This is a genomic window from Streptomyces sp. NPDC051020 (assembly GCF_040683105.1).
GTDB lineage: Bacteria > Actinomycetota > Actinomycetes > Streptomycetales > Streptomycetaceae > Streptomyces.
Genome location: NZ_JBFBCG010000004.1, coordinates 93,349 through 111,018, shown reverse-complemented (window position 1 = coordinate 111,018; position 17,670 = coordinate 93,349). Strand labels below are relative to the sequence as shown.

20 protein-coding genes, 1 tRNA gene and 1 pseudogene are annotated in these 17,670 nt (G+C 68.5%); 16 read left to right on the top strand and 6 right to left on the bottom strand.

Annotated features, from left to right (window positions below):
- Positions 1-58: 58 nt before the first annotated feature.
- Positions 59-370 (bottom strand): hypothetical protein, encoded by a 312-nt coding sequence (locus AB0N06_RS03850; protein WP_366133156.1) that lies wholly within the window; start codon positions 368-370, stop codon positions 59-61.
- Between the two features lie 369 nt (positions 371-739).
- On the opposite strand from AB0N06_RS03850, the gene AB0N06_RS03845 reads away from it, so the two are divergent.
- Positions 740-1,639, top strand: a complete 900-nt coding sequence (locus tag AB0N06_RS03845) for a bifunctional DNA primase/polymerase (protein ID WP_366133155.1) — start codon at positions 740-742, stop codon at positions 1,637-1,639.
- Between the two features lie 218 nt (positions 1,640-1,857).
- On the opposite strand, the gene AB0N06_RS03840 is transcribed toward AB0N06_RS03845, so the two are convergent.
- Entirely contained in the window at positions 1,858-2,301 is a 444-nt protein-coding gene (locus tag AB0N06_RS03840; RefSeq protein WP_366133154.1) for a hypothetical protein, read from the bottom strand.
- A gap of 235 nt (positions 2,302-2,536) precedes the next feature.
- On the opposite strand from AB0N06_RS03840, the gene AB0N06_RS03835 reads away from it, so the two are divergent.
- Positions 2,537-3,043: a hypothetical protein gene (locus tag AB0N06_RS03835; protein ID WP_366133153.1), complete on the top strand. Its 507-nt coding sequence runs from the start codon at positions 2,537-2,539 to the stop codon at positions 3,041-3,043.
- A gap of 117 nt (positions 3,044-3,160) precedes the next feature.
- The gene (locus tag AB0N06_RS03830; protein WP_366133152.1) at positions 3,161-3,694 is read left to right on the top strand and encodes an NUDIX hydrolase; all 534 of its coding nucleotides are present in this window, start codon (positions 3,161-3,163) and stop codon (positions 3,692-3,694) included.
- Here AB0N06_RS03830 and AB0N06_RS03825 read toward each other — a convergent pair.
- Entirely contained in the window at positions 3,672-5,018 is a 1,347-nt protein-coding gene (locus AB0N06_RS03825; protein ID WP_366133151.1) for a hypothetical protein, read from the bottom strand. The two genes, AB0N06_RS03830 and AB0N06_RS03825, sit on opposite strands and share 23 nt — an antisense overlap.
- Positions 5,019-5,141: 123 nt before the next feature.
- On the opposite strand from AB0N06_RS03825, the gene AB0N06_RS03820 reads away from it, so the two are divergent.
- The 6 genes from AB0N06_RS03820 to AB0N06_RS03795 all read left to right on the top strand — a co-directional run bounded on the left by AB0N06_RS03820 (position 5,142) and on the right by AB0N06_RS03795 (position 7,932).
- Positions 5,142-5,342 (top strand): hypothetical protein, encoded by a 201-nt coding sequence (locus AB0N06_RS03820; protein ID WP_366133150.1) that lies wholly within the window; start codon positions 5,142-5,144, stop codon positions 5,340-5,342.
- Positions 5,342-5,671 carry a hypothetical protein gene (locus AB0N06_RS03815; RefSeq protein WP_366133149.1) on the top strand — a complete coding sequence of 110 codons (330 nt, stop codon included), beginning with the start codon at positions 5,342-5,344 and terminating at the stop codon, positions 5,669-5,671. Before AB0N06_RS03820 ends, AB0N06_RS03815 begins: the two co-directional genes overlap by 1 nt.
- Positions 5,659-5,865, top strand: coding sequence for a hypothetical protein (locus tag AB0N06_RS03810; RefSeq protein ID WP_366133148.1), 207 nt, complete (start codon positions 5,659-5,661; stop codon positions 5,863-5,865). The genes AB0N06_RS03815 and AB0N06_RS03810 overlap by 13 nt, the downstream gene beginning before the upstream one ends.
- Positions 5,865-6,797 (top strand): radical SAM protein, encoded by a 933-nt coding sequence (locus AB0N06_RS03805; protein WP_366133147.1) that lies wholly within the window; start codon positions 5,865-5,867, stop codon positions 6,795-6,797. The genes AB0N06_RS03810 and AB0N06_RS03805 overlap by 1 nt, the downstream gene beginning before the upstream one ends.
- A complete protein-coding gene (locus AB0N06_RS03800) occupies positions 6,794-7,387 on the top strand; it encodes an ALF repeat-containing protein (RefSeq protein WP_366133146.1) in 594 nt (197 codons plus the stop codon). The genes AB0N06_RS03805 and AB0N06_RS03800 overlap by 4 nt, the downstream gene beginning before the upstream one ends.
- A 164-nt stretch (positions 7,388-7,551) precedes the next feature.
- Complete coding sequence (locus AB0N06_RS03795; protein ID WP_366133145.1) at positions 7,552-7,932, top strand: hypothetical protein; 381 nt, start codon at positions 7,552-7,554, stop codon at positions 7,930-7,932.
- A gap of 190 nt (positions 7,933-8,122) precedes the next feature.
- Here the strand turns inward: AB0N06_RS03795 and AB0N06_RS03790 are convergent.
- A pseudogene (locus AB0N06_RS03790) lies at positions 8,123-8,769 on the bottom strand (hypothetical protein); the annotation flags it as partial.
- Here AB0N06_RS03790 and AB0N06_RS03785 point away from each other — a divergent pair.
- From AB0N06_RS03785 to AB0N06_RS03770, 4 genes are read left to right on the top strand one after another with little or no spacing between them, the layout of a single operon-like run.
- The gene (locus AB0N06_RS03785) at positions 8,759-9,856 is read left to right on the top strand and encodes a hypothetical protein (RefSeq protein ID WP_366133144.1); all 1,098 of its coding nucleotides are present in this window, start codon (positions 8,759-8,761) and stop codon (positions 9,854-9,856) included. The pseudogene AB0N06_RS03790 and the gene AB0N06_RS03785 overlap by 11 nt on opposite strands.
- 31 nt (positions 9,857-9,887) lie before the next feature.
- Complete coding sequence (locus AB0N06_RS03780) at positions 9,888-10,073, top strand: helix-turn-helix domain-containing protein (RefSeq protein WP_366133143.1); 186 nt, start codon at positions 9,888-9,890, stop codon at positions 10,071-10,073.
- Positions 10,074-10,133: 60 nt separating this feature from the next.
- The gene (locus AB0N06_RS03775) at positions 10,134-10,961 is read left to right on the top strand and encodes a hypothetical protein (RefSeq protein WP_366133142.1); all 828 of its coding nucleotides are present in this window, start codon (positions 10,134-10,136) and stop codon (positions 10,959-10,961) included.
- 9 nt (positions 10,962-10,970) lie between these two features.
- Positions 10,971-11,519, top strand: coding sequence for a hypothetical protein (locus AB0N06_RS03770; protein ID WP_366133141.1), 549 nt, complete (start codon positions 10,971-10,973; stop codon positions 11,517-11,519).
- A gap of 144 nt (positions 11,520-11,663) precedes the next feature.
- Here AB0N06_RS03770 and AB0N06_RS03765 read toward each other — a convergent pair.
- Positions 11,664-11,748: transfer RNA gene (locus tag AB0N06_RS03765), tRNA-Ser, on the bottom strand.
- Positions 11,749-12,376: 628 nt separating this feature from the next.
- Positions 12,377-13,846 (bottom strand): trypsin-like peptidase domain-containing protein, encoded by a 1,470-nt coding sequence (locus AB0N06_RS03760; RefSeq protein ID WP_366133140.1) that lies wholly within the window; start codon positions 13,844-13,846, stop codon positions 12,377-12,379.
- Positions 13,847-14,043: 197 nt separating this feature from the next.
- On the opposite strand from AB0N06_RS03760, the gene AB0N06_RS03755 reads away from it, so the two are divergent.
- The 3 genes from AB0N06_RS03755 to AB0N06_RS03745 all read left to right on the top strand — a co-directional run bounded on the left by AB0N06_RS03755 (position 14,044) and on the right by AB0N06_RS03745 (position 16,725).
- Positions 14,044-14,871 (top strand): glycerophosphodiester phosphodiesterase, encoded by an 828-nt coding sequence (locus AB0N06_RS03755; RefSeq protein ID WP_366133139.1) that lies wholly within the window; start codon positions 14,044-14,046, stop codon positions 14,869-14,871.
- Positions 14,872-14,924: 53 nt separating this feature from the next.
- A complete protein-coding gene (locus AB0N06_RS03750) occupies positions 14,925-15,524 on the top strand; it encodes an ATP-binding protein (RefSeq protein ID WP_366133138.1) in 600 nt (199 codons plus the stop codon).
- A gap of 235 nt (positions 15,525-15,759) precedes the next feature.
- Positions 15,760-16,725 carry a DUF5926 family protein gene (locus AB0N06_RS03745; protein WP_366133137.1) on the top strand — a complete coding sequence of 322 codons (966 nt, stop codon included), beginning with the start codon at positions 15,760-15,762 and terminating at the stop codon, positions 16,723-16,725.
- Positions 16,726-17,670: the final 945 nt, after the last annotated feature.

Below are 17,670 nucleotides of genomic sequence, written 5' to 3'. Positions count from 1 at the left end.
AGGCCGCTGTTCACCCCGCCGCACCCGGCCCCCCGACCGGCCCGCGGCGACCCCCAGCTCACCAGAGATTGGTGAAGTTCACCGTGATACTCCTATGGGACTGATCGATCATGGTGAAGGCCGAGCCGTTCACCTGCGCCGAGTTGCTCCGGTTCGACGCCCCGGAGCCGGTGGCCTGCTGCTGCAACGTGGACGAATTACCGGCATTGTCCCCACCGACTCCGCTACCGCTGATCGTCGCAACACCCGCGTTCGACCCATCGTTCGCGAACGAGCCGCTGTCTGCCTGGGCCACGCCGCTGAAGAGTGCGGCGGCGAGAGGCAGTGCGGCAACAGCGGCGAGGGCGCGAGCGGTACGGATGCTTGCCATATCAATTCCTCCAGGAACCAGAAGTGCAGCTTTTCCCAAGGCGGTTGGCCGACCGCCCCGGTATTGGTCACGACGTCGCGAGACCAAAGTTGCCCACCGAATCCTTCATGAACCACTCATGATCCACGATTCCCCCGCAAGCATGAGGAACAGCTGACAAACCTCCCGCGCCCCCTCAAAAGATCCGGTCCACGCCCGCACATATGGATCCGCACCACGCGACCCCGCGCACCCCCGAAGGAAAGATATTTAGCCACATTTCCTTACAATCTGCCTCACCGTCTCCCTGGAACCCCCAAGCCCGCCCATCGACACGCCGACCCCACCTCACCCTCTTCCTTTTCTCGAACAGCTGTACGAAAATTAAGTATGGCCATCACCGACCGGCAGACCGCCACCCTGGCCCTCGCCCACGCGCTCTCCGCCGCCGAGCACGGGCTCCCCGTCATCCCGCTGTCCGCCACCAAGCTCCCCGCCCTGCGTTCCCCCCACCGCGGCGACGACCGGCCGGTCAGCTGCCGGGGCGCCTGCGGCCTTCCCGGACACGGGGTCCATGACGCCACCACGAACCCCGCCGCCGTACGAGCCCTGTTTGCCGCCGCTCCGTGGGCCACCGGCTACGGCATCGCCTGCGGACGCGCCCCGCACCACCTCATCGGCATCGACCTCGACATCGATGCCTCTGGCCGCAACGACTCCGCGGCGGCCCTCCAGCAGCTGGCCCTGCACCATCGGTTCACCATCCCGCCGACCGTCACGGTCATCACACCGAGCGGCGGGCGCCACATCTGGCTCACGGGTTCGCCCGGGGTGCCCGTGCCGAACTCCGCCGGCCGCCTCGCCCCCGGCATCGACATCCGCGGCGCCGGCGGCTACCTGGTCGGCCCCGGCTCGGTCACCACCGGCGGCACCTACCGACTCGCCCCTGGCGCCGCCGATCTCTCCCCGGCCCCTTGCCCCCGCGCACTCCTGCGGCTGCTCACACCCCCAGCGCGCCCTCACCACCCCTCCCCCCGCCCCCACCACGGCCGGGGCCTGGTCCAGTTCGTCCTCGCGGCACGCGAAGGACAGCGCAACACCCGCCTGTTCTGGGCAGCTTGCCGTGCGTACGAACACGGCTTCGGCGACGCCCTCGCGGATGCCCTCACCGGGGCCGCCGTCCGCGTCGGCCTCACCGAACACGAAGCCCGCGCCACCATCGCCTCGGCCGCCCGCCTCGCCTCCGGCCGCCCCGCCGGCCTGGAGGGCAGCACCGACCGGTCGCCCTGACCCGACGTGCCGGGCAGGCACACAGAAGGGGCGCCCTCTCGGACGCCCCTTCACAGGCAATGCGGTGGGTGTGGGATGTGAACCCACGGTGACCCGCGCCACGACCCTGTTCAAGAGAGTGCTGCGGGAAGCCTGCCGTACATGCTTGACCTGCTCGTTCCCCACCCTCCGGGCCCATCGCCGCCTCCGGCGGTCCACACCTGGTCCGCCGGGTCGGCTCAGTCGCCGGAGAAGCCCCAGAAGTAGATCTCCTGTGGCTCCCCCTGGTCGTCATGGAGCACAGCACACCGCCCGTACCAACGCCACTGGTCGAACTCCTCGAACCTCGGCACGTGCTCCCGGGTGAGCTTCCGGGTGCCCAGGACACGCAACGCCTCCTCCTCGGTCACCTGCTTCATCGTGGAGTAATCCGGCTCCTCCTCCGGCCCGATGATTCGGAAGATGTCGAGAATCGAGTGCGTCCCGTCGTGCTGCACGAGTTCGTGCTCCCACAGCTCCTCCTCGGTCTCGGGCCACGGAAGCCGCTCCTCCTCCGGACACCAGTCGCCACCCGGGCCCCAGTAGTAATCCCGCTCTGCGAAGACCTTCTGCCGCAGCCCCTCGAACGCCCCGACGAGATCTTCCTGATACGGCACGGAGTAGTCCCACCCCGACGCGCCCATACGCCCCCCTCCCCACACAGCTCTGCCAGAACGGCCGGACGCTAACAGCGGCCACTGACAACCACCTGGGCCAAGAGAGCTGAGAACCGGGATGGAGCCACTCCATGAGCCGGAGGCCGGGCTGCCTGCCCAGGCACCCAAGACTCCCCCGAGGCATCTCGGCCGGCCACGTCCCACACGCAACAGCAATGCCTCCGCTGTACCGTCTTCGCAGGCAATCACGGGGAGGGGAACGATGCCAGGTGATCTCCAGTTCAGTTGGGAGCTCAGCGGATCCGGTTGGGCCACGTGCCGTATCGCGGACAGCACTTCCGAGAGGAAGCACTTCGTCAGCTACTGCGCCGACGCACTCTCCGACCTGATCCATCGCGTGGCGGGTCTCTGCGGCCCCACCTCTGTCCAGCGAGTCTCATTCGACCTCGAACCCGCTGAGGTGAGGTGGGTCCTTCGATGTCAGGATTCGGAAGTGAGCATCGCGATCTACGAGTTTCCCGACATGTTCACGAGCTATGACAAGCCGAACTCAGAGGGAAAGCTCGTGTGGCGGTCGAACCAGCCCCGCACCCTTCTGAGCCACGCCGTCATGGAAGCGGCACAGGACGTGCTCCGGATTCATGGTGAGGACGGATACCGAGCCAAGTGGGTACAGCACCCCTTCCCTGTCGCCGCACTGCAGGACCTCCGGCGCCTGCACATGAGGGACGACTCGTGCGAGCTCCCGCATGACATGGCGACCCTGTAGGAACAGGCCCGCCAGTATTCGTCGGCCTGACGTAAAACGTGGTCGAACCTAGTCCTGGTTAGCCTCAGTTAGCAGTTGCTCTGCGATGCTGGAGGCCGATCGAGAGGGGCCGCAGCGATGCAGTGGAAGATCCACGGGGAACGTCCGATCTACGAGAACAGCTGGGTGAACCTGTGGCTCACCGACGTCGAGACGCCGGACGGGAACCGCTGGGAGCACCACGTCGTGAAGCTCCGGCACCTGGCCGTGGCCGCCGTCATCAACGAGCAGCGCGAGGTTCTGATGATGTGGCGGCACCGCTTCATCACGGACGCCTGGGCGTGGGAGCTGCCCATGGGCCTGGTGGAGGAGGGTGAGACTCCGGCCGATGCGGCGGCCCGTGAGGTTCTGGAGGAGACCGGCTGGCGGGCCGGTCCGATCAAGCCGCTGATCTACGCCGAGCCGGCCAACGGCATCACCGACTCCCAGCACCATGTCTTCCGGGCTGACGGGGCGACGTACGAGGGGCCGCCGACCGAGAAGAACGAGTCGGACCGGATCGAGTGGATTCCGCTGGCCGATGTGCGGGGCATGATCGACCGTCGCGAGATCGTCAGCAGTGGCTCCCTGGTCGGGCTGCTCTACGTGCTCATGGACGAGGCGATCCGCTGACCTGGCGGGGAAGTACTTCCCGGAGCCGGGACTCGAACGCCATCGCGGCCGGCTCCCGCCGGTAAGGCTCCAGCTGCTCGTAGAACTCCCTGAGGTGGCTGGCGATTCGTTGCGAGCTGACGGCCGCTGCCGGGGCCAGGGCATTCATGGCCGTGTGGCACGCCTCGTCGAGCTTGCCGCGCAGGAGCTGGGTGCGGGCGAGCCAGAAGGCGTGGAATGCGCGCCCTCGGTGGTTCGACTGGTGTTCTCGGCGGAGGGCATCCACGATGAGGGGTTCGGCGAGGGCGGCTTCGCCCAGGCGGCCGTGCGCGATGCCGGTGTCCACGATCAGCTTCGGTTCGTCGAAGTAGGCGACCCAGGCCGGGTCCGGATCGCCGGTGCTGATGCGTCCGAACTGGGTGTGGGCTTCCGAGATCGCGGTGTGGGTCGCGCCGTGGTTGCCGAGGGTGGCGTGGGCGAAGGCTTCGCGCATCGCGAGCATGGCCAGGACACGCGGTGTCGTCCCCGCCGCTGCTCGGGCTTGGTCCTGGGCGGCCGTGACGAGTGCGAGGGCGTCGCCGGGCTTGTCCTGGTAGGTGGCTTGGAGGCTCATGCAGGCAAGGACATTGGCCATGAACTGGCGGTCGTCGATGGCCTTGGCCAGGCCGAGGGATTCGGTGAAGTAGGCGCGTGCCTGGTTGTACTGGCGGGCGTCGAAGTACGTCCATCCGGTGAGCCGGGCCAGCTCGGCCGCGATGCTGTGCAGGCCGTCCCGCAGAGGGGCTGGGCGCTGTTCCTTGAGGAGATCGACGACGTAGCGGAGCTGGCCGACGACCGCCGGCCGTAAGGTCTCGCCGCCGTGCTCGTCGTCCCGGCGCCAGTAGTCCGCGATCGACGAATGCAGCGCGTCCAGCGTTGACGGGCTGAGATCCCGCTCGGCCGCCAGGGCGAGGATGCTGTCGACGTCTGCCCCCGGTAGTCCGGCGACAAGCGGCTCGACGGCTGAGGCCGGTACTTCGGCCGGTTCGCGGGGCGTGGCCGTCAGGGTGGGCGGCGTCTCCCAGGAGCGTCGGGCAAGGCCGAGCATGTGTCCGGGGATGCGTAGTCCGTCCGAGATCCGTTCGATCACGTCCATGTGCAGCAACTGCCGCCGTCCGGCGATCACCTCGCCCACGCGGCTCGGGGTCAGGTCGCAGCGGCGCGCGATCATCGATGGATAGATGCCTGCTCGTGCCTTGGCCAGCTGGAAGATGCGGCCGAAGTCTCTGGCCTGGCATGCCTCGATCATCACTGGGTCCGTGAGCAGGCTGACCGGGAGTTCCTTCGAGCGAGATGGCTCGGGCATTGGGCACGCTCCGGCATGAGGACTACGGATCGCTGCACTTGGTCAACCGAGGGTGATGTTACCCAAGTTGGGTAATCCGCTTGGCCTTTCTGGCCGGGCCCGCGAATCGCGATGCTCCTGGCCATGGCGAACGGACAGGACGACGTACGGATGACGTTGCGGGTCTCCCGCGACTCCGGTCAGACGTGGGGGCCTCTCACGGAGGTACGCGTGGGCGAGGACCCGCCGGTCCCGGAGAACCCGGGCCGCTACCCGCCGTGCGTCTGCCCCCGGTGCTCGAAGCAGGAGCGGAACGCCGTCGCGCCCTTCCGGATGGTGTCGTGATGCGGTGCACGCACTGGCGCCGGGTGCCCCTCGACCTGGCACGGAAAGTACGGGAGAAGTCGGCCGCGAAGTACATCGACAGGGCGGTGCAGTGCCAGCTGTCTGCGCACGACGAGAGTGAGCACTTCGGTCTCCTCACCGACGCCGGCAGGTACGGGACCGCGCTGTGGCTCCGCTGGCACGGGACGGACGAGGCGCAGCTAGCCGTACTCCCTGACTGCCCGGTGGCCGCCCCGGGGCCCGACGGTGAGGGCTGCTGTCTGTTCGCCGACCACGCCAAGCAGCACACCTGGGAAGACGCCCTGGAGGAAATTTCGTGCACCAGCTGATCGCGAGCCCGCACAAGACCCGGCGCCCTCGCTCGCCTCGCAACGAACAGTGCGGCGACTGCGGTGGCAGCGGCGCCAACTCGTCCGGCAAGACCTGCGGCACCTGCAATGGGCTGGGCGAGATCCACTGCCGCGCCGACCGCCAGGAATCCCGAGCCCTGTCCCGCTCCGTGATCCGAAAGGAGGGCCACTGATGGCCCACGCTCTGATCGCCTCCCCGTTCCTCGACGGACACCTTCTCCTCAAACCCGGAGCACGGGCCGGCGCCCGAATCTCCGCCGACCACTACGAGGGCCTGCGCCAGGCCGCCACCGACGGTGAGTCGCTTCCCACCTGGGCGTTGCAGACCGCCGCCGACGTGTGGGGCCTGGACCTGGGCGGCCGGCCCGCGCAGGGCACAGTGCTGGTACGCGAGCCGTCCCCGTACGGATACTGCCGGGCGTCCTGGGAGATCAACCTCGGCTGCAACTTCGGCTGCAAGCACTGCTACCTCGGCGAGCGACCCTTCTCCGGCCTCGGCTGGGAGGACAAGGTGCGGCTGCTGGACATCATGCGCGAGGCCGGTGTCCTCTGGCTCCAGATCACCGGTGGCGAGCCCACCATGGACCCGGACTTCCAGGGCGCCTACCGGTACGCCTGGCAGGCCGGGATGATGCTCACCATCTCCACCAACGGCTCCCTGCTCTGGCGGCCGGACCTCCTCAAGCTCTTCCGTGACTGCCCGCCCTACCGGCTGGTGGTCAGCATGTACGGGGCGAGCGAGGATTCCTTCGACACGCTCACCCAGCGCCGCGGGGCATGGAAGGCGTTCCGGCGCGGCATCGACGCCGCACGCGAGGCGGGCCTGCCGCTGCGCATCAACGTCGTGGTGACCGAGGACAACGCCTCCGAGGCCGACGAGATGGCCGCCCTCACCGACGAGTGGAACGTCGAAAACCACGCGTACACGAACATGACGCAGGCGAAGGCTGCGTTGGCAGCTGACCGGCCAGGCCCGCGACTGACCGGGGACTTGGACGGCAACGACAGTCGACGAAGACTGCCCACTCCCGGCAATGACACCGGTGGCCCACAACGGCGAGGATCTTCGCACCGACAGCTCGACCACGGAGGCATACACCCATGAGACCGTCCCGCGCTGCTCTGCTCGTCGCGGCCGCCGCTCTGACGCCGACCCTCCTCTTAACCACTCCGGCGTTCGCCACGGGCTCGACGGCCATGTCGACGACTGTGACGGCCACGTCCGAGACGCCGGTGGACGAGATGTCGGAGGAAGACCTCCGTATCGCGATCCTGCGCATCCTGGCAAACAAGGACAGCGGCAAGGCGGTCGTCCGAGAGGCCAACAAGGCCCTCGACGGCACCGTGGAGGACATGCGGAACTTCCTGGAGACCGGCTACCGCCTCGCCCAGGCCGAGGACGACCGCGTCGCCGTCTTCCGCACCCTGTACCTGGCGAACAAGAACGGCGACAAGGCGGTCATCCGGGAGGCCAACAAGGCCCTCGACGACGGCAGCCCGGAGGCCCTGCGCGCCTTTTTGGAGACCGGCTACCGCCTCGCCCAGGCCGAGGACGACCGCGTCGCCATCGCCCGCATCCTTGCCGACCCGACCATCAGCGACGCCCTCCGCGCGGCTGCCGAGGAGGCCATCGACGGGACGCCGGAGGAGTTGCGGTACTTCCTGGAGGTCGGGCAGTACAAGGTGGGCGGCTAGATCCGCAGCCCAAGCTAGAACCGCACCGGAAAGGCCAACCCCGCGCCGACCACAACAGGTCGGCCGGGTCACCTGGTAAGAAGCCTGCAGAGGCGGCTGGTTGGGGCGAGCCGACAGCACGTCCCAACCAGCCAAGCGTGCCCAACCGAACAAGAGGACCCTTCGTGCTGACATCTACATTTTCCACTGCCGATTGGTGGATAGCCGCCGTTGTGTCCGGTCTCATGTTCGGTCTGGTCATGCAGTCCTGGGCCAGCACGAGACGACAGAAGCTGGGCCTTGCGACAGCGCCTGCCCTGGGCTGCGCCCTTACTGTCGGCCTGTTTTCGGCTGCACGAGGGGACGGGGGCCAGACCCCGCTGATGCTCTACACGGGCACCATGCTGGGCCTGATCGTGACGATGGCCATCTTCACCAAATACATCAGGCGTCAGCTCGCTCTGATGCGATCAGGGAAAACCCCGGAACGGGCGACAGGCAAGCAGGTTTCGCTCTTCCTTCTCACCTGCTTCGTCGTCACGCTGTCCATGGCCGCCATTTTGTGAACCAGCAGCGCAGTTGAAGCACCGCCTTGGAATGCTGCAGCGAGAACGTCGCTGTCACGTTGAGAGGCTGGCTTTGTCAACGGGTTTGGGCAGCAGCTGCTCAGCGGTTTGGGAGGCACCCGGACTGTGCCACGTTCGACGTTCACGGGCGGACTCCCTCCAGGACGTGCACTGGTCATGACCGAGTGGCCTACTGGATGCTCCAGCGGTGCGGGTGGCCGGGTTCTTCAGGGCAGGCGAAGATGTTGAGTTCGCCCCAGCGGCCCACGGTGACCTCGGTCGGTGTGGCGGACCGGTGCGTGGGAAGGTCCTGCTCTTCCAGTGGCTTCCAGCTGCCGCTGCAGCCGTCCCATTCCGAGCTGTCGATGGTCAGCAGCAGGTGCATCGGTGTCGAGCAGGTCCGGGAGTTCATGGGGGACGGGTCGGTGGTGTGCCAGGAGGCGTAACCGCCGACGCGCCAGCCCGGTGGGATAGACAGGTCGTACTGGTAGCCGACCACCGCTGCGTCGTCGTCCGCCAGTTCCTCGGCCTCCTCCTCCAGCGCTTCTTCCCAGGCGTCGATGCGGGCGCACAAGTCCTCCGGGAGAAGGCCGGCGAACGGGTAGGTGGCCACTTGCTCCGGGTACAGCACGCACGGTTCGGGCACGTACCCCTCGAAGCCGACAACCTGCGGCTGCGGCGGTGAAGTCTGCACCTCGTGACCTCCCACGACCGGCGCCAGCGCAGGTCGAGCAGCATGCCGTAGCCGGTCGGGCCGTGCGCGTCGAAGGGGCACCAGAACACCTGGAGCAGATCGCAGTCGTCCGGCCCGGCCAGCAGGTCGGGGATGTCCCTCCTGCAGAACAACCCCGCCACGCTGTTCGTGGCGTTCGTGATGGGCACGATCCCGCCGTGGCTGTCGGACACCCTCTGCAAGGCGGTCACCGGCGACGGCATCGTGGACCGGGCTCTCTACACCGATGACGACGTCGTCGTGCTGACCTTCCGCCGCGTGCTGGCCATGACGACCATCGACGCTGGCGCTTTGGCGGGCGACCTCGCCGAGCGGCTCCTGATGCTGGACCTCCAGCTCATCGACGAGGACCGCCGACGTACCGAGGAAGAGCTCGACGACGCTTTCCGCGAGGCCAGGCCGGCCATCCTGGCCTCGCTCTTCGACCTCCTGTCGGCGGTGTTGCGCGAGCTGCCCCAGGTCCGACTGAAGCGCATGCCCCGCATGGCGGACTTCGCCCGGGTACTCGCCGCCGTCGACCGCATCGAAGGCTGGAACACCCTCGCGTCGTACACGACGACGTCCGCCGATGTCGCTGCCGACGCCCTTGAAGGCGACCCCTTCGGCAGTGCGGTGGTCTCGCTCGTGGAGACCGACGGCTCCTGGCAGGGGACCGCGGGCATGCTGCTGGAGCACCTGCCGCACCCGGATACGGCACACCCGAAGCGGCCCAAGGACGCCACCCGGGCGGGAGGCCGCCTGAAGCGGCTCGCCCCGATCCTCCGCTCGGTCGGCATCACCTTCGACGACACGGCGCGCACGCCGGACCGGCACCGGCAGCGCCTCTACACGCTGACGGCCGCCCCGGACACCAGAGAGGGGCGGATCACAGCGTCCGCAGTGTCCGCGATCGGCAACGACCTGCGGTTTCCCTCGGACGCTGGCTGGCATCACAGCGTCCGTGCAGTGTCCAATCAGCGTCCGCCGGGCCGGTTCACGGACGCTGCGGACGCTCGATCGGACGCTGAGCCGACCTCAGCGTCCGCTCGCCACAGCCTCGCTGAGCTGGTCGAACAGATTGCACCGGACGCTGCGGACGCTGCGGACGCTGAGATGCACGCCATCTCCGGTCCCCTCCCCCTCTGCACGGTGTGCCGGGAGCCCATGGACCCCGCCTCGGCCGCCGGTGCGACCGCCCACCCCTGCTGCTGAGCCAGCCCTCACACGACCCAAGGAGACAGCCATGGCACGCCTGCAGATGCTCAAGCTGCCCGAGGTACTGGAAGAGCTCGGCATGAGCCGAGCCGCGTTCTACCGCATGCGCGCCCGGAGCAAGGGGCCGCGCCTGCTCAAGCTCCCCAACGGCCAACTCCGCGTGCGCCGCTCCGACCTGGACGCCTGGCTGTCCGGGTGCGAGGAAGCCGCCTGATCCCGCCGTCCCTCAAGGGGGCCCGCCACAGGGCGGGCCCCCTGCTCATGCTGGAGAGACATGCTCACGTACGACGTAGACATCTGGTCCATCAGGCAGCGCAAGAATCGGCCGAAGCCCTTCGAGCTCCGATGGAGGGTCGGCGAGCGCGCGCACTCACGGAGCTTCAAGCTCAAGCCCCAGGCTGACGGCCGACGTTCGGAACTACTGGCCGCGCTCCGCAGCCGGGAGCAGTTCGACGAGCACACCGGTCTGCCGGCCTCCGAGTTCGAGGCCCTGACCACGCCCACCTGGTTCGAGCACTGCACCGCCTACGCGCTGATGAAGTGGCCCAAGGCCGCAGCCAAGCACCGCGCGAGCATCGCCGAGACGCTGGCCACCGTCGCGCCCGCGTTCACCTCCACTTCGCGGGGGGCGCCGGCAGCCCCCGTCCTGCGCCGCGCCCTCTACGGATGGGCGTTCCGGGCGGTCAAGGACACGGACAACGTCCTGCGGGCCCGCCACGAGGTGGAGGAGCCGCCCGAGGACATCGCCGCGGCCCTGGCCTGGATCGCGGAGAACACCGTCAAGATGACCGAGGTCGACCGTTCGGAGCGGCTCCGCGCCGCCCTGGACGCGCTGTCCCGGAAGCTCGACGGCAACCCGGCCTCGGACAACACCGTGAGCCGTAAGCGCATGGCGCTGAGCAACGTCCTGTGGTACGCGGTGGAGCGCGGCATCCTGGCGGCCAATCCGCTGCTCCGGGTGGACTGGACGGCCCCCGACAAGGACGACGAGGTCGACTTCCGGTATGTCCCCAACCCTCAGCAGGCCGCGGCTCTCATCGAGGCCGTACGGCAGAACGGCGAGCGCGGGGAGCACCTGGCCGGCTTCTTCGGCTGCCTGTAGTACGCGGCCATGCGGCCGCCGGAGATCGCGGCCCTGCGCGCCTCGGACTGCAGACTGTCCGAGGCCGGTTGGGGCGAGCTGATCCTCGCCGGCAGTCGCCCCGAGGTCGGCTCGGGATGGACCGATGACGGGCAGTCGTTCGAGGAGCGCGGGCTGAAGCGCCGCGCTCGGACGGCGACCAGGTCGGTGCCCATTCCCCCGGTACTCACGGCCATGTTGTGCGAGCACAAGGAGAGGTACGGCGTGGCCGAGGACGGCCGGCTGTTCCGCGCTGCCCAGGGCGGCCGCGTGCGGTCGACCGAGTACTGCGACCTCTGGGACGCCGCGCGGGTCAAAGCGCTGTCCGAGGAAGAAGCCGGCACCCCGCTGGCGGACGTGCCGTACTCGCTCCGGCACGCCGGGGTGTCGCTATGGATCAACTCCGGTGTAGACCCGATCGAGGTCGCGCGGCGGGCGGGGCACAGCCTCACGGTGCTATTCCGGTTCTACGCCAAGATCCTCCGCGGCCAGCAGTCGCGGGCCAACCATCTGATCGAGCAGGGGCTGAACGGCGGGTAGACCGCGAATCCTGGCCCACAGATGGCCCATACGCACTGGTCAGCACCGGGATACGGGCGGCCAGGGTGGGACAGGATGAACGCAGAGGGCGGGCCCCCGAATCCGGGACCCGCCCTCTGACCAGTCAGTTCTCTGACATCGGTGCGGTGGGTGTGGGATTTGAACCCACGGTGACTCGCGCCACGACGGTTTTCAAGACCGTTCCCTTAGGCCGCTCGGGCAACCCACCCCTGCCCCGTCCCACCTGGGGCGGAGCGCTTACAGCGTACCGGTTCATCGTTTCGGCCGTGGAACCTTGGCCAGAGGATGCTACGGCCTCCTTCAGCGGCATAGCTGACCCGCTGAAGGCGGGTTCCGCCGGAACGGATCCGCGTCTCGGTGTCAGCCGGGGTGATCTGGCGGTGGCCGGGACGCCATGGCGGCCTGGTGCACCAAGAGCGGCGGAGGTGAATCACCCTGCGGGTCCGCCTGCTCCTCGCCCTCGCTGCCGTCCCTGGCACTGCGCTTTTCTTCGGGGCAGCCTTGCTTGGCGCCTGGACCGACGACCACCATCGCATGTGTCTGAGTCGCGTGTGCGCCCTCGGTGCTCGAGCCGGCCTGGGCATCGCGGTCGTCGCTGTCATCCTCGCCGTCCCCCCTCGATTCATCTGGCGTCACGTCTTCAAGGACGGGGCAGGCACAGGGCCTTGCATCGCAGGCGCGTGAAGCTGCCCGATTGAATGGTCCCGTAAGACCATGTGGGTGAAGCGATCCGCTGACCCGGGGAAGGAAAACGCGCGTGCGGCCCGCACGAGGGGGCGCCGAATCGCTCGGCACCCCCTCATCTGCATCTTTTCGAACTGCGGACAACGGTCCGGTCAGTTGTCGCCCTTGCGCTGTCCCAGGGTGACTTCGGCAGTCGACACCTTGCCGCCGCGCTTGTACGTCAGCGTCACCTTGTCGCCCGGCTTGTGGGTCCAGATCTCGCCGATCAGGGTCGGGCCGCTGTCGATCACCGAGCCGTTGAACTTCGTGATGACATCGCCCGCCTTGAGACCGGCCCTGGCCGCCGGACCGTTCGGCGAGACGGCCGGGGTGCCGCCCGAGCCCTGGTCCGAGATGACGGCTCCGCCGGTCTGCTCGTCCATCGTGACCGTGGCACCGATCACCGGGTAGACCGGCTGACCGGTCTTGATCAGTTGTTGGGCGACATTCCTCGCCTGGTTGATCGGGATCGCGAAGCCGAGGCCGATGGACCCCGCCTGCGACTGGGCGCTGCTGCTGGTGGACTGGATCGCCGAGTTGATGCCGATGACCGCACCGCGCGCGTCGAGCAGCGGACCGCCGGAGTTGCCCGGGTTGATCGAGGCGTCGGTCTGCAGTGCGCTCATGTACGAGTTGCTGCCGCCGGAACCGTCGCCGGAGGCCACCGGACGGTTCTTGGCGCTGATGATGCCCGTCGTGACCGTGTTGGACAGACCGAATGGCGCACCGATCGCGATCGTCGAATCACCGACCGCAACCTGGTCCGAGTTTCCGAGGGCGAGCGGCGTGAGACCCGACGGTGCGTTCTTCAGCTTCAGCACCGCGACGTCGTAACCCTGCGCGCGGCCGACCACCTCGGCGTCGTACTTCTTGCCGTTGGAGAACGTCGCCGTGAGTAGGCCGCTGTTCGCCGCGGAGGCCACCACGTGGTTGTTCGTGAGGATGTGGCCTTCCTTGTCGTACACGAAACCGGTACCCGTGCCGCCTTCGCCGTCGCCGCTCTGCGCGTTGATGGTGACCACACTCGGCAGCGCCCTGGCCGCGACACCCGCGACGGTACCGGGATCGCGCTTGAGGACCTGAGGGTTGGACGCCGTGACCGTGGTCGAATCGGAGGAGTTGCTGTCGTTCCGGTCGGCCGCCCAGTAGCCGAGGGCGCCTCCGATACCGCCCGCCACGAGCGCCGCCACTGCCACCGCCGCCACCAGGCCGCCACCTCGCCGCTTGCGCGGGGCTCCGGGCGTCTGCAGCTGGCCGGGGGCGCCCCACACGGGACCACCGTCACCACCCGCACCGTGGGCGTACGTGGGAACAGCGGCCGGGGGCGGCGGCCAGCTACCCGCAGGCTGGGACTGCGGCGGCTGCGGCGGCGGCCAGTCATTCGAGCGCTCGGGCTGCTGAGACGGATGCTCCGGCTGCTGGAACTGCTCCGTTGCCGTCGCCTCCGACGATTCCGGGCTTGCGGGCGCCGGCGGAGACGCAGGCATGCCCTCAGGAGCAGCGGCCGGCACGGGAGGTGCGGACGGAACGGACGGAACGGCTTGAGCCGCGGTGCCCTCGTTGCCCTCGTTCTCTGTGCTCACAGCTCTTTACTCCTCGGTTCCTCATCAGTTTCGGCAAGAGATCCGCTGTACACGTGCCTGAAGCCAGCTTTTCCCATGACCTGTCAGGCCACTGTAAGCAGGACCTGTGCGTCCGCACACCAATCTTTATATCCGGCAAAACGGTCCCTCGTCGCGAGGTGCACGCGCCCGTCGCCCCACGGTGACACGATGACGTGGTGACCCACGCACGGCAGCACACCCCGCACCACCCCATTCAGGTCATCGCACACCGCGGAGCGTCCGACGACGCACCCGAGCACACCCTGGCCGCATACCGGAAGGCGATCGAGGACGGCGCCGACGCCCTGGAGTGCGATGTACGTCTCACCGCCGACGGCCACCTCGTCTGCGTCCATGACCGCCGGGTGAACCGCACGTCCAACGGGCGGGGTGCCGTCTCCGCCTTGGAGCTCTCCGCACTCGCCGCACTCGACTTCGGCTCCTGGAAGGACCGCGAGGAGTCTCCGGACTGGGACCCGGTGCCGGGCGAGTTCACCTCCGTACTCACGCTGGAGCGACTGCTCGAGCTGGTCGTCGAGACGCGAGCCGCCGGGCGCCCCCTGCAATTGGCGATCGAGACCAAGCACCCCACGCGCTGGGCCGGACAGGTGGAAGAACGGCTGCTGCACCTCCTGAAGCGGTACGGGCTCGACACTCCACCGGCGGAGGGCCCCTCACCGGTACGGATCATGAGTTTCTCGGCGCGCTCCCTGTACCGCATCCAGGCCGCCTCACCCACCCTGCCCACCGTCTATCTGATGCAGTTCGTCTCGCCGCGGCTGCGCGACGGGCGGCTGCCCGCCGGTGCCCGGATCGCCGGTCCGGGCCTGCGGATCGTACGCAGTAACCCCGGCTACATCGAGCGACTGCACCGCGCGGGCCACCGCGTGCACGTCTGGACGGTCGATGAACCGGAGGACGTCGAGCTCTGCACCCGTCTGGGCGTCGAGGCAATCATCACGAATCGCCCAAAACAGGTCCTGTCGCAACTGGGTCATCTTTAACATCAGTTACAGGGAGTACACCGGCGCATTCGATCTGTATTCGATCGTTACGAGTGCGTCACTGGCAGACCAATGGCCGGTTTCCGGCCCAGTCCAGGAGGGCATTCACTCCGTGGCGTGGGGCAAAGGAGGTCTCGGGGGTGGCGTTGGTGGTGGCACAGGAAGTGCCCACGTCGTCGAGCATGGCCGTACCCCATGGCCCTGCGGGCGTGGGCCAGGCGCGGCACCGGATGCGCGAGCAGTTGCGCAGCTACGGGGTGTCGGATTCGGTCGTCGACGATGCAGTGTTGATCCTTTCCGAACTTCTCAGCAATGCCTGTCGACACGGCAGGCCGCTGGGGCGACACACGGATGTGGGTGACGGTGACGTCCGCGCCGCATGGCGCGTCGACAGAACAGGCGAACTGACCGTCGAAGTGACCGACGGAGGCGGTCCCACCAGACCGATTCCGGCCACTCCTTCGGTGACGGCACGCGGCGGACGCGGGCTCAACATCATCAGCGCCCTCGCCGAGGAGTGGGGCGTACGCGACGGCTCGTCCGGCGAGGTCACTGTCTGGGTGGTGGTCAGCGAGGGTCATGGGGCCGGGAACGGACACGTGCCGGGGCTCGACGGGCTGGACTTCGCCGACGCCTTCGACGAGGCGGGCTGACACCGACACACCCGTTGCGGGCGTTCCGGACGCAAGGCACAGGCGCCACCCGGGCGGACAGACCCCCGCCCGGACCGGCGGGGGGACCGCGTGCCGACCGGCATCCCGGCTGATGTCCCGGCCGACCTTCCGGCGTATGTACACGCAGGCGCCCGGGCGTCTGTGCCCCGTACCCGACACGGGCCGCTAGGCTCGCGGCCCAGACCGCACTGTCGCAATCGGGAGAAAGCCCACCATGGCCAAGAAGCGCCCTCAGACCAAGGCCGGGAAGCAGCAACTCAAGGACGGAGAGATCCCGGTGGTCGGGGCTCGTGAGCCCTGCCCGTGCGGTTCGGGCCGCCGCTACAAGGCGTGTCACGGCCGCGCTGCCGCCCAGGCTGTGACCGAGCTGGTCCACCGCCCCTTCGAGGGCCTGGCGGGCGAGTGCGACTGGGTCGCCCTGCGCGAGCTGGTGCCCGCCGCCACCGTCGAACTGACGCTCAAGAGCGGGCTGCCCGAGGGTGTGCCGTCCGTGACGCTCGCGACCGTGCTGCCGATGGCCTGGCCGGCACTGCGCCGCGACGACGGTTCTGTCCTCGTCGCCCTGCAGAACGACACCCCCTCCGGTGACCTCAGCCGAGACCTCGCGGACACCCTCCAGCATGCACTGACCGCCGAGCCCGGCTCGCCCGTCGCCGCCCGCCGCGTGCCGGCCGACGGTCCGCGCCTGCAGGACCTGCTCGACCCGGAAGCGGCATTCGAGCCGGTCGTCCACTCCGGCTTCGAGTTCTGGGTCCCGGATACGGAGAACGCCACGCCCGAGGTGTCCGCGTCCCTGGAACGCGCGAACGAAGCGGCGATCCCAACCGTCCTGCTCTCCGGGGTGGACGCCGCGTACTGGTGCGAGACCCCGGAAAAGAACCACCTGCGCTGGGTCATGCCGCACCCCGAGGAGCAGCTGCTCGACGCGCTCGCCCGGCTGCACGCCGCCGGCACCTCCTCGCTCGGCGAAGGGACCCGGCTGGTCGGCTCCTTCCGCGCGCACGGGCTGATGGTTCCGGTCTGGGACTTGCCGAGCGCCATGGGGGCAAAGGAGTGCGAGAAGCCCGCAGCCGAGTTCGCGGAGCGGCTGACGACGGCACTCGCCTCGGACGCCCCGCTCACCGCCGAGGAGCGCCGGGCCCGTGGCGGGCTCACCAACCGCCAGGTGACGCTCAGCTGACCGGGCGGACGTGACGACCCCTGCGGGCAGCCAGGTGACTCGCGTCACATCTGTCATACCCGCAGGCAAATCGCTGTCCGAATACGTGAGATCGAATTTGCGCACGGCAGATCTCTTGTTACCGTTCTAGAAGCCCGGTCGCTGGTGCATCCCCCGTCGCCAGCGACCGGGCATTCTCATGCCCGGACTCGGCGCGCGACGCGGTCCACGGAGCGGGCGGCGCCCGGCGCACAGCACCTGTGGACCGGTCAACCCGCCGCAGGGGACGCCGGATTGGAGCCGGCCCTCAGCAGAAGCGGCGCCTCCTCGGCCGCCCCCTCACCCGCGTACTCAGCCACTGCCGTGTACGCGTCGAGGCCTCCATGCGACGAGAGGCGTTTCACAGACCCCCGGCTCATCCTGTGCGTCCACTGTGCAGCGCACTTCGACCGTCCAGCCGCCGGGCCCCATCAGGGTGAGTACGGAACGGAGTTCGCCACCCGTCGTATTGCGGCAGGAGCTGCGCGCCCAGATGTCCCCTCCTTCGGTCATGACGCAGGTCTGCGCCTCGACTCCCTCGGGGGACATCAGCTCGGGGCCGCAGCGGGCAACGGTCCGCGGAGCGGAACCGGCAGTGCCTGGGCCGGCGACGCCGAGTCCGGGGACCACCCCGGCCTCACGGGAGCGGTCGGTATGGGACAGAAGTCTCCCACCGAAACTCCCGTCCGAAGATCCTTTTGCGAGAGTGCCCCTCATGCCCTCCGAACCTTTTTCGGAAGGTGCATCAGAAAGCCCGTCGACATCAGACTTTGCATAGGCAGACTTTGCATGGCCGGGTACGGAATCGGGCTTTCCGTGGGTTCGGCGGAAGCCACGAGCAGAAGCACGACGGCGGACACCACCACACCCGCCATAACGATCATGCGGAGATTCACGGTGGTCCTACCTGTCGGCCGACGGGAATTC

What these genes read in the sequence shown, in the direction of transcription:
- AB0N06_RS03775 (WP_366133142.1), top strand. Translation starts at nt 10,134, where the DNA reads ATGCTCACGTACGACGTAGACATCTGGTCCATCAGGCAGCGCAAGAAT.
- AB0N06_RS03850 (WP_366133156.1), bottom strand. Translation starts at nt 370, where the DNA reads ATGGCAAGCATCCGTACCGCTCGCGCCCTCGCCGCTGTTGCCGCACTG.
- AB0N06_RS03820 (WP_366133150.1), top strand. Translation starts at nt 5,142, where the DNA reads ATGGCGAACGGACAGGACGACGTACGGATGACGTTGCGGGTCTCCCGC.
- AB0N06_RS03785 (WP_366133144.1), top strand. Translation starts at nt 8,759, where the DNA reads ATGTCCCTCCTGCAGAACAACCCCGCCACGCTGTTCGTGGCGTTCGTG.
- AB0N06_RS03825 (WP_366133151.1), bottom strand. Translation starts at nt 5,018, where the DNA reads ATGCCCGAGCCATCTCGCTCGAAGGAACTCCCGGTCAGCCTGCTCACG.
- AB0N06_RS03745 (WP_366133137.1), top strand. Translation starts at nt 15,760, where the DNA reads ATGGCCAAGAAGCGCCCTCAGACCAAGGCCGGGAAGCAGCAACTCAAG.
- AB0N06_RS03805 (WP_366133147.1), top strand. Translation starts at nt 5,865, where the DNA reads ATGGCCCACGCTCTGATCGCCTCCCCGTTCCTCGACGGACACCTTCTC.
- AB0N06_RS03835 (WP_366133153.1), top strand. Translation starts at nt 2,537, where the DNA reads ATGCCAGGTGATCTCCAGTTCAGTTGGGAGCTCAGCGGATCCGGTTGG.
- AB0N06_RS03845 (WP_366133155.1), top strand. Translation starts at nt 740, where the DNA reads ATGGCCATCACCGACCGGCAGACCGCCACCCTGGCCCTCGCCCACGCG.
- AB0N06_RS03800 (WP_366133146.1), top strand. Translation starts at nt 6,794, where the DNA reads ATGAGACCGTCCCGCGCTGCTCTGCTCGTCGCGGCCGCCGCTCTGACG.
- AB0N06_RS03780 (WP_366133143.1), top strand. Translation starts at nt 9,888, where the DNA reads ATGGCACGCCTGCAGATGCTCAAGCTGCCCGAGGTACTGGAAGAGCTC.
- AB0N06_RS03770 (WP_366133141.1), top strand. Translation starts at nt 10,971, where the DNA reads ATGCGGCCGCCGGAGATCGCGGCCCTGCGCGCCTCGGACTGCAGACTG.
- AB0N06_RS03815 (WP_366133149.1), top strand. Translation starts at nt 5,342, where the DNA reads ATGCGGTGCACGCACTGGCGCCGGGTGCCCCTCGACCTGGCACGGAAA.
- AB0N06_RS03830 (WP_366133152.1), top strand. Translation starts at nt 3,161, where the DNA reads ATGCAGTGGAAGATCCACGGGGAACGTCCGATCTACGAGAACAGCTGG.
- AB0N06_RS03840 (WP_366133154.1), bottom strand. Translation starts at nt 2,301, where the DNA reads ATGGGCGCGTCGGGGTGGGACTACTCCGTGCCGTATCAGGAAGATCTC.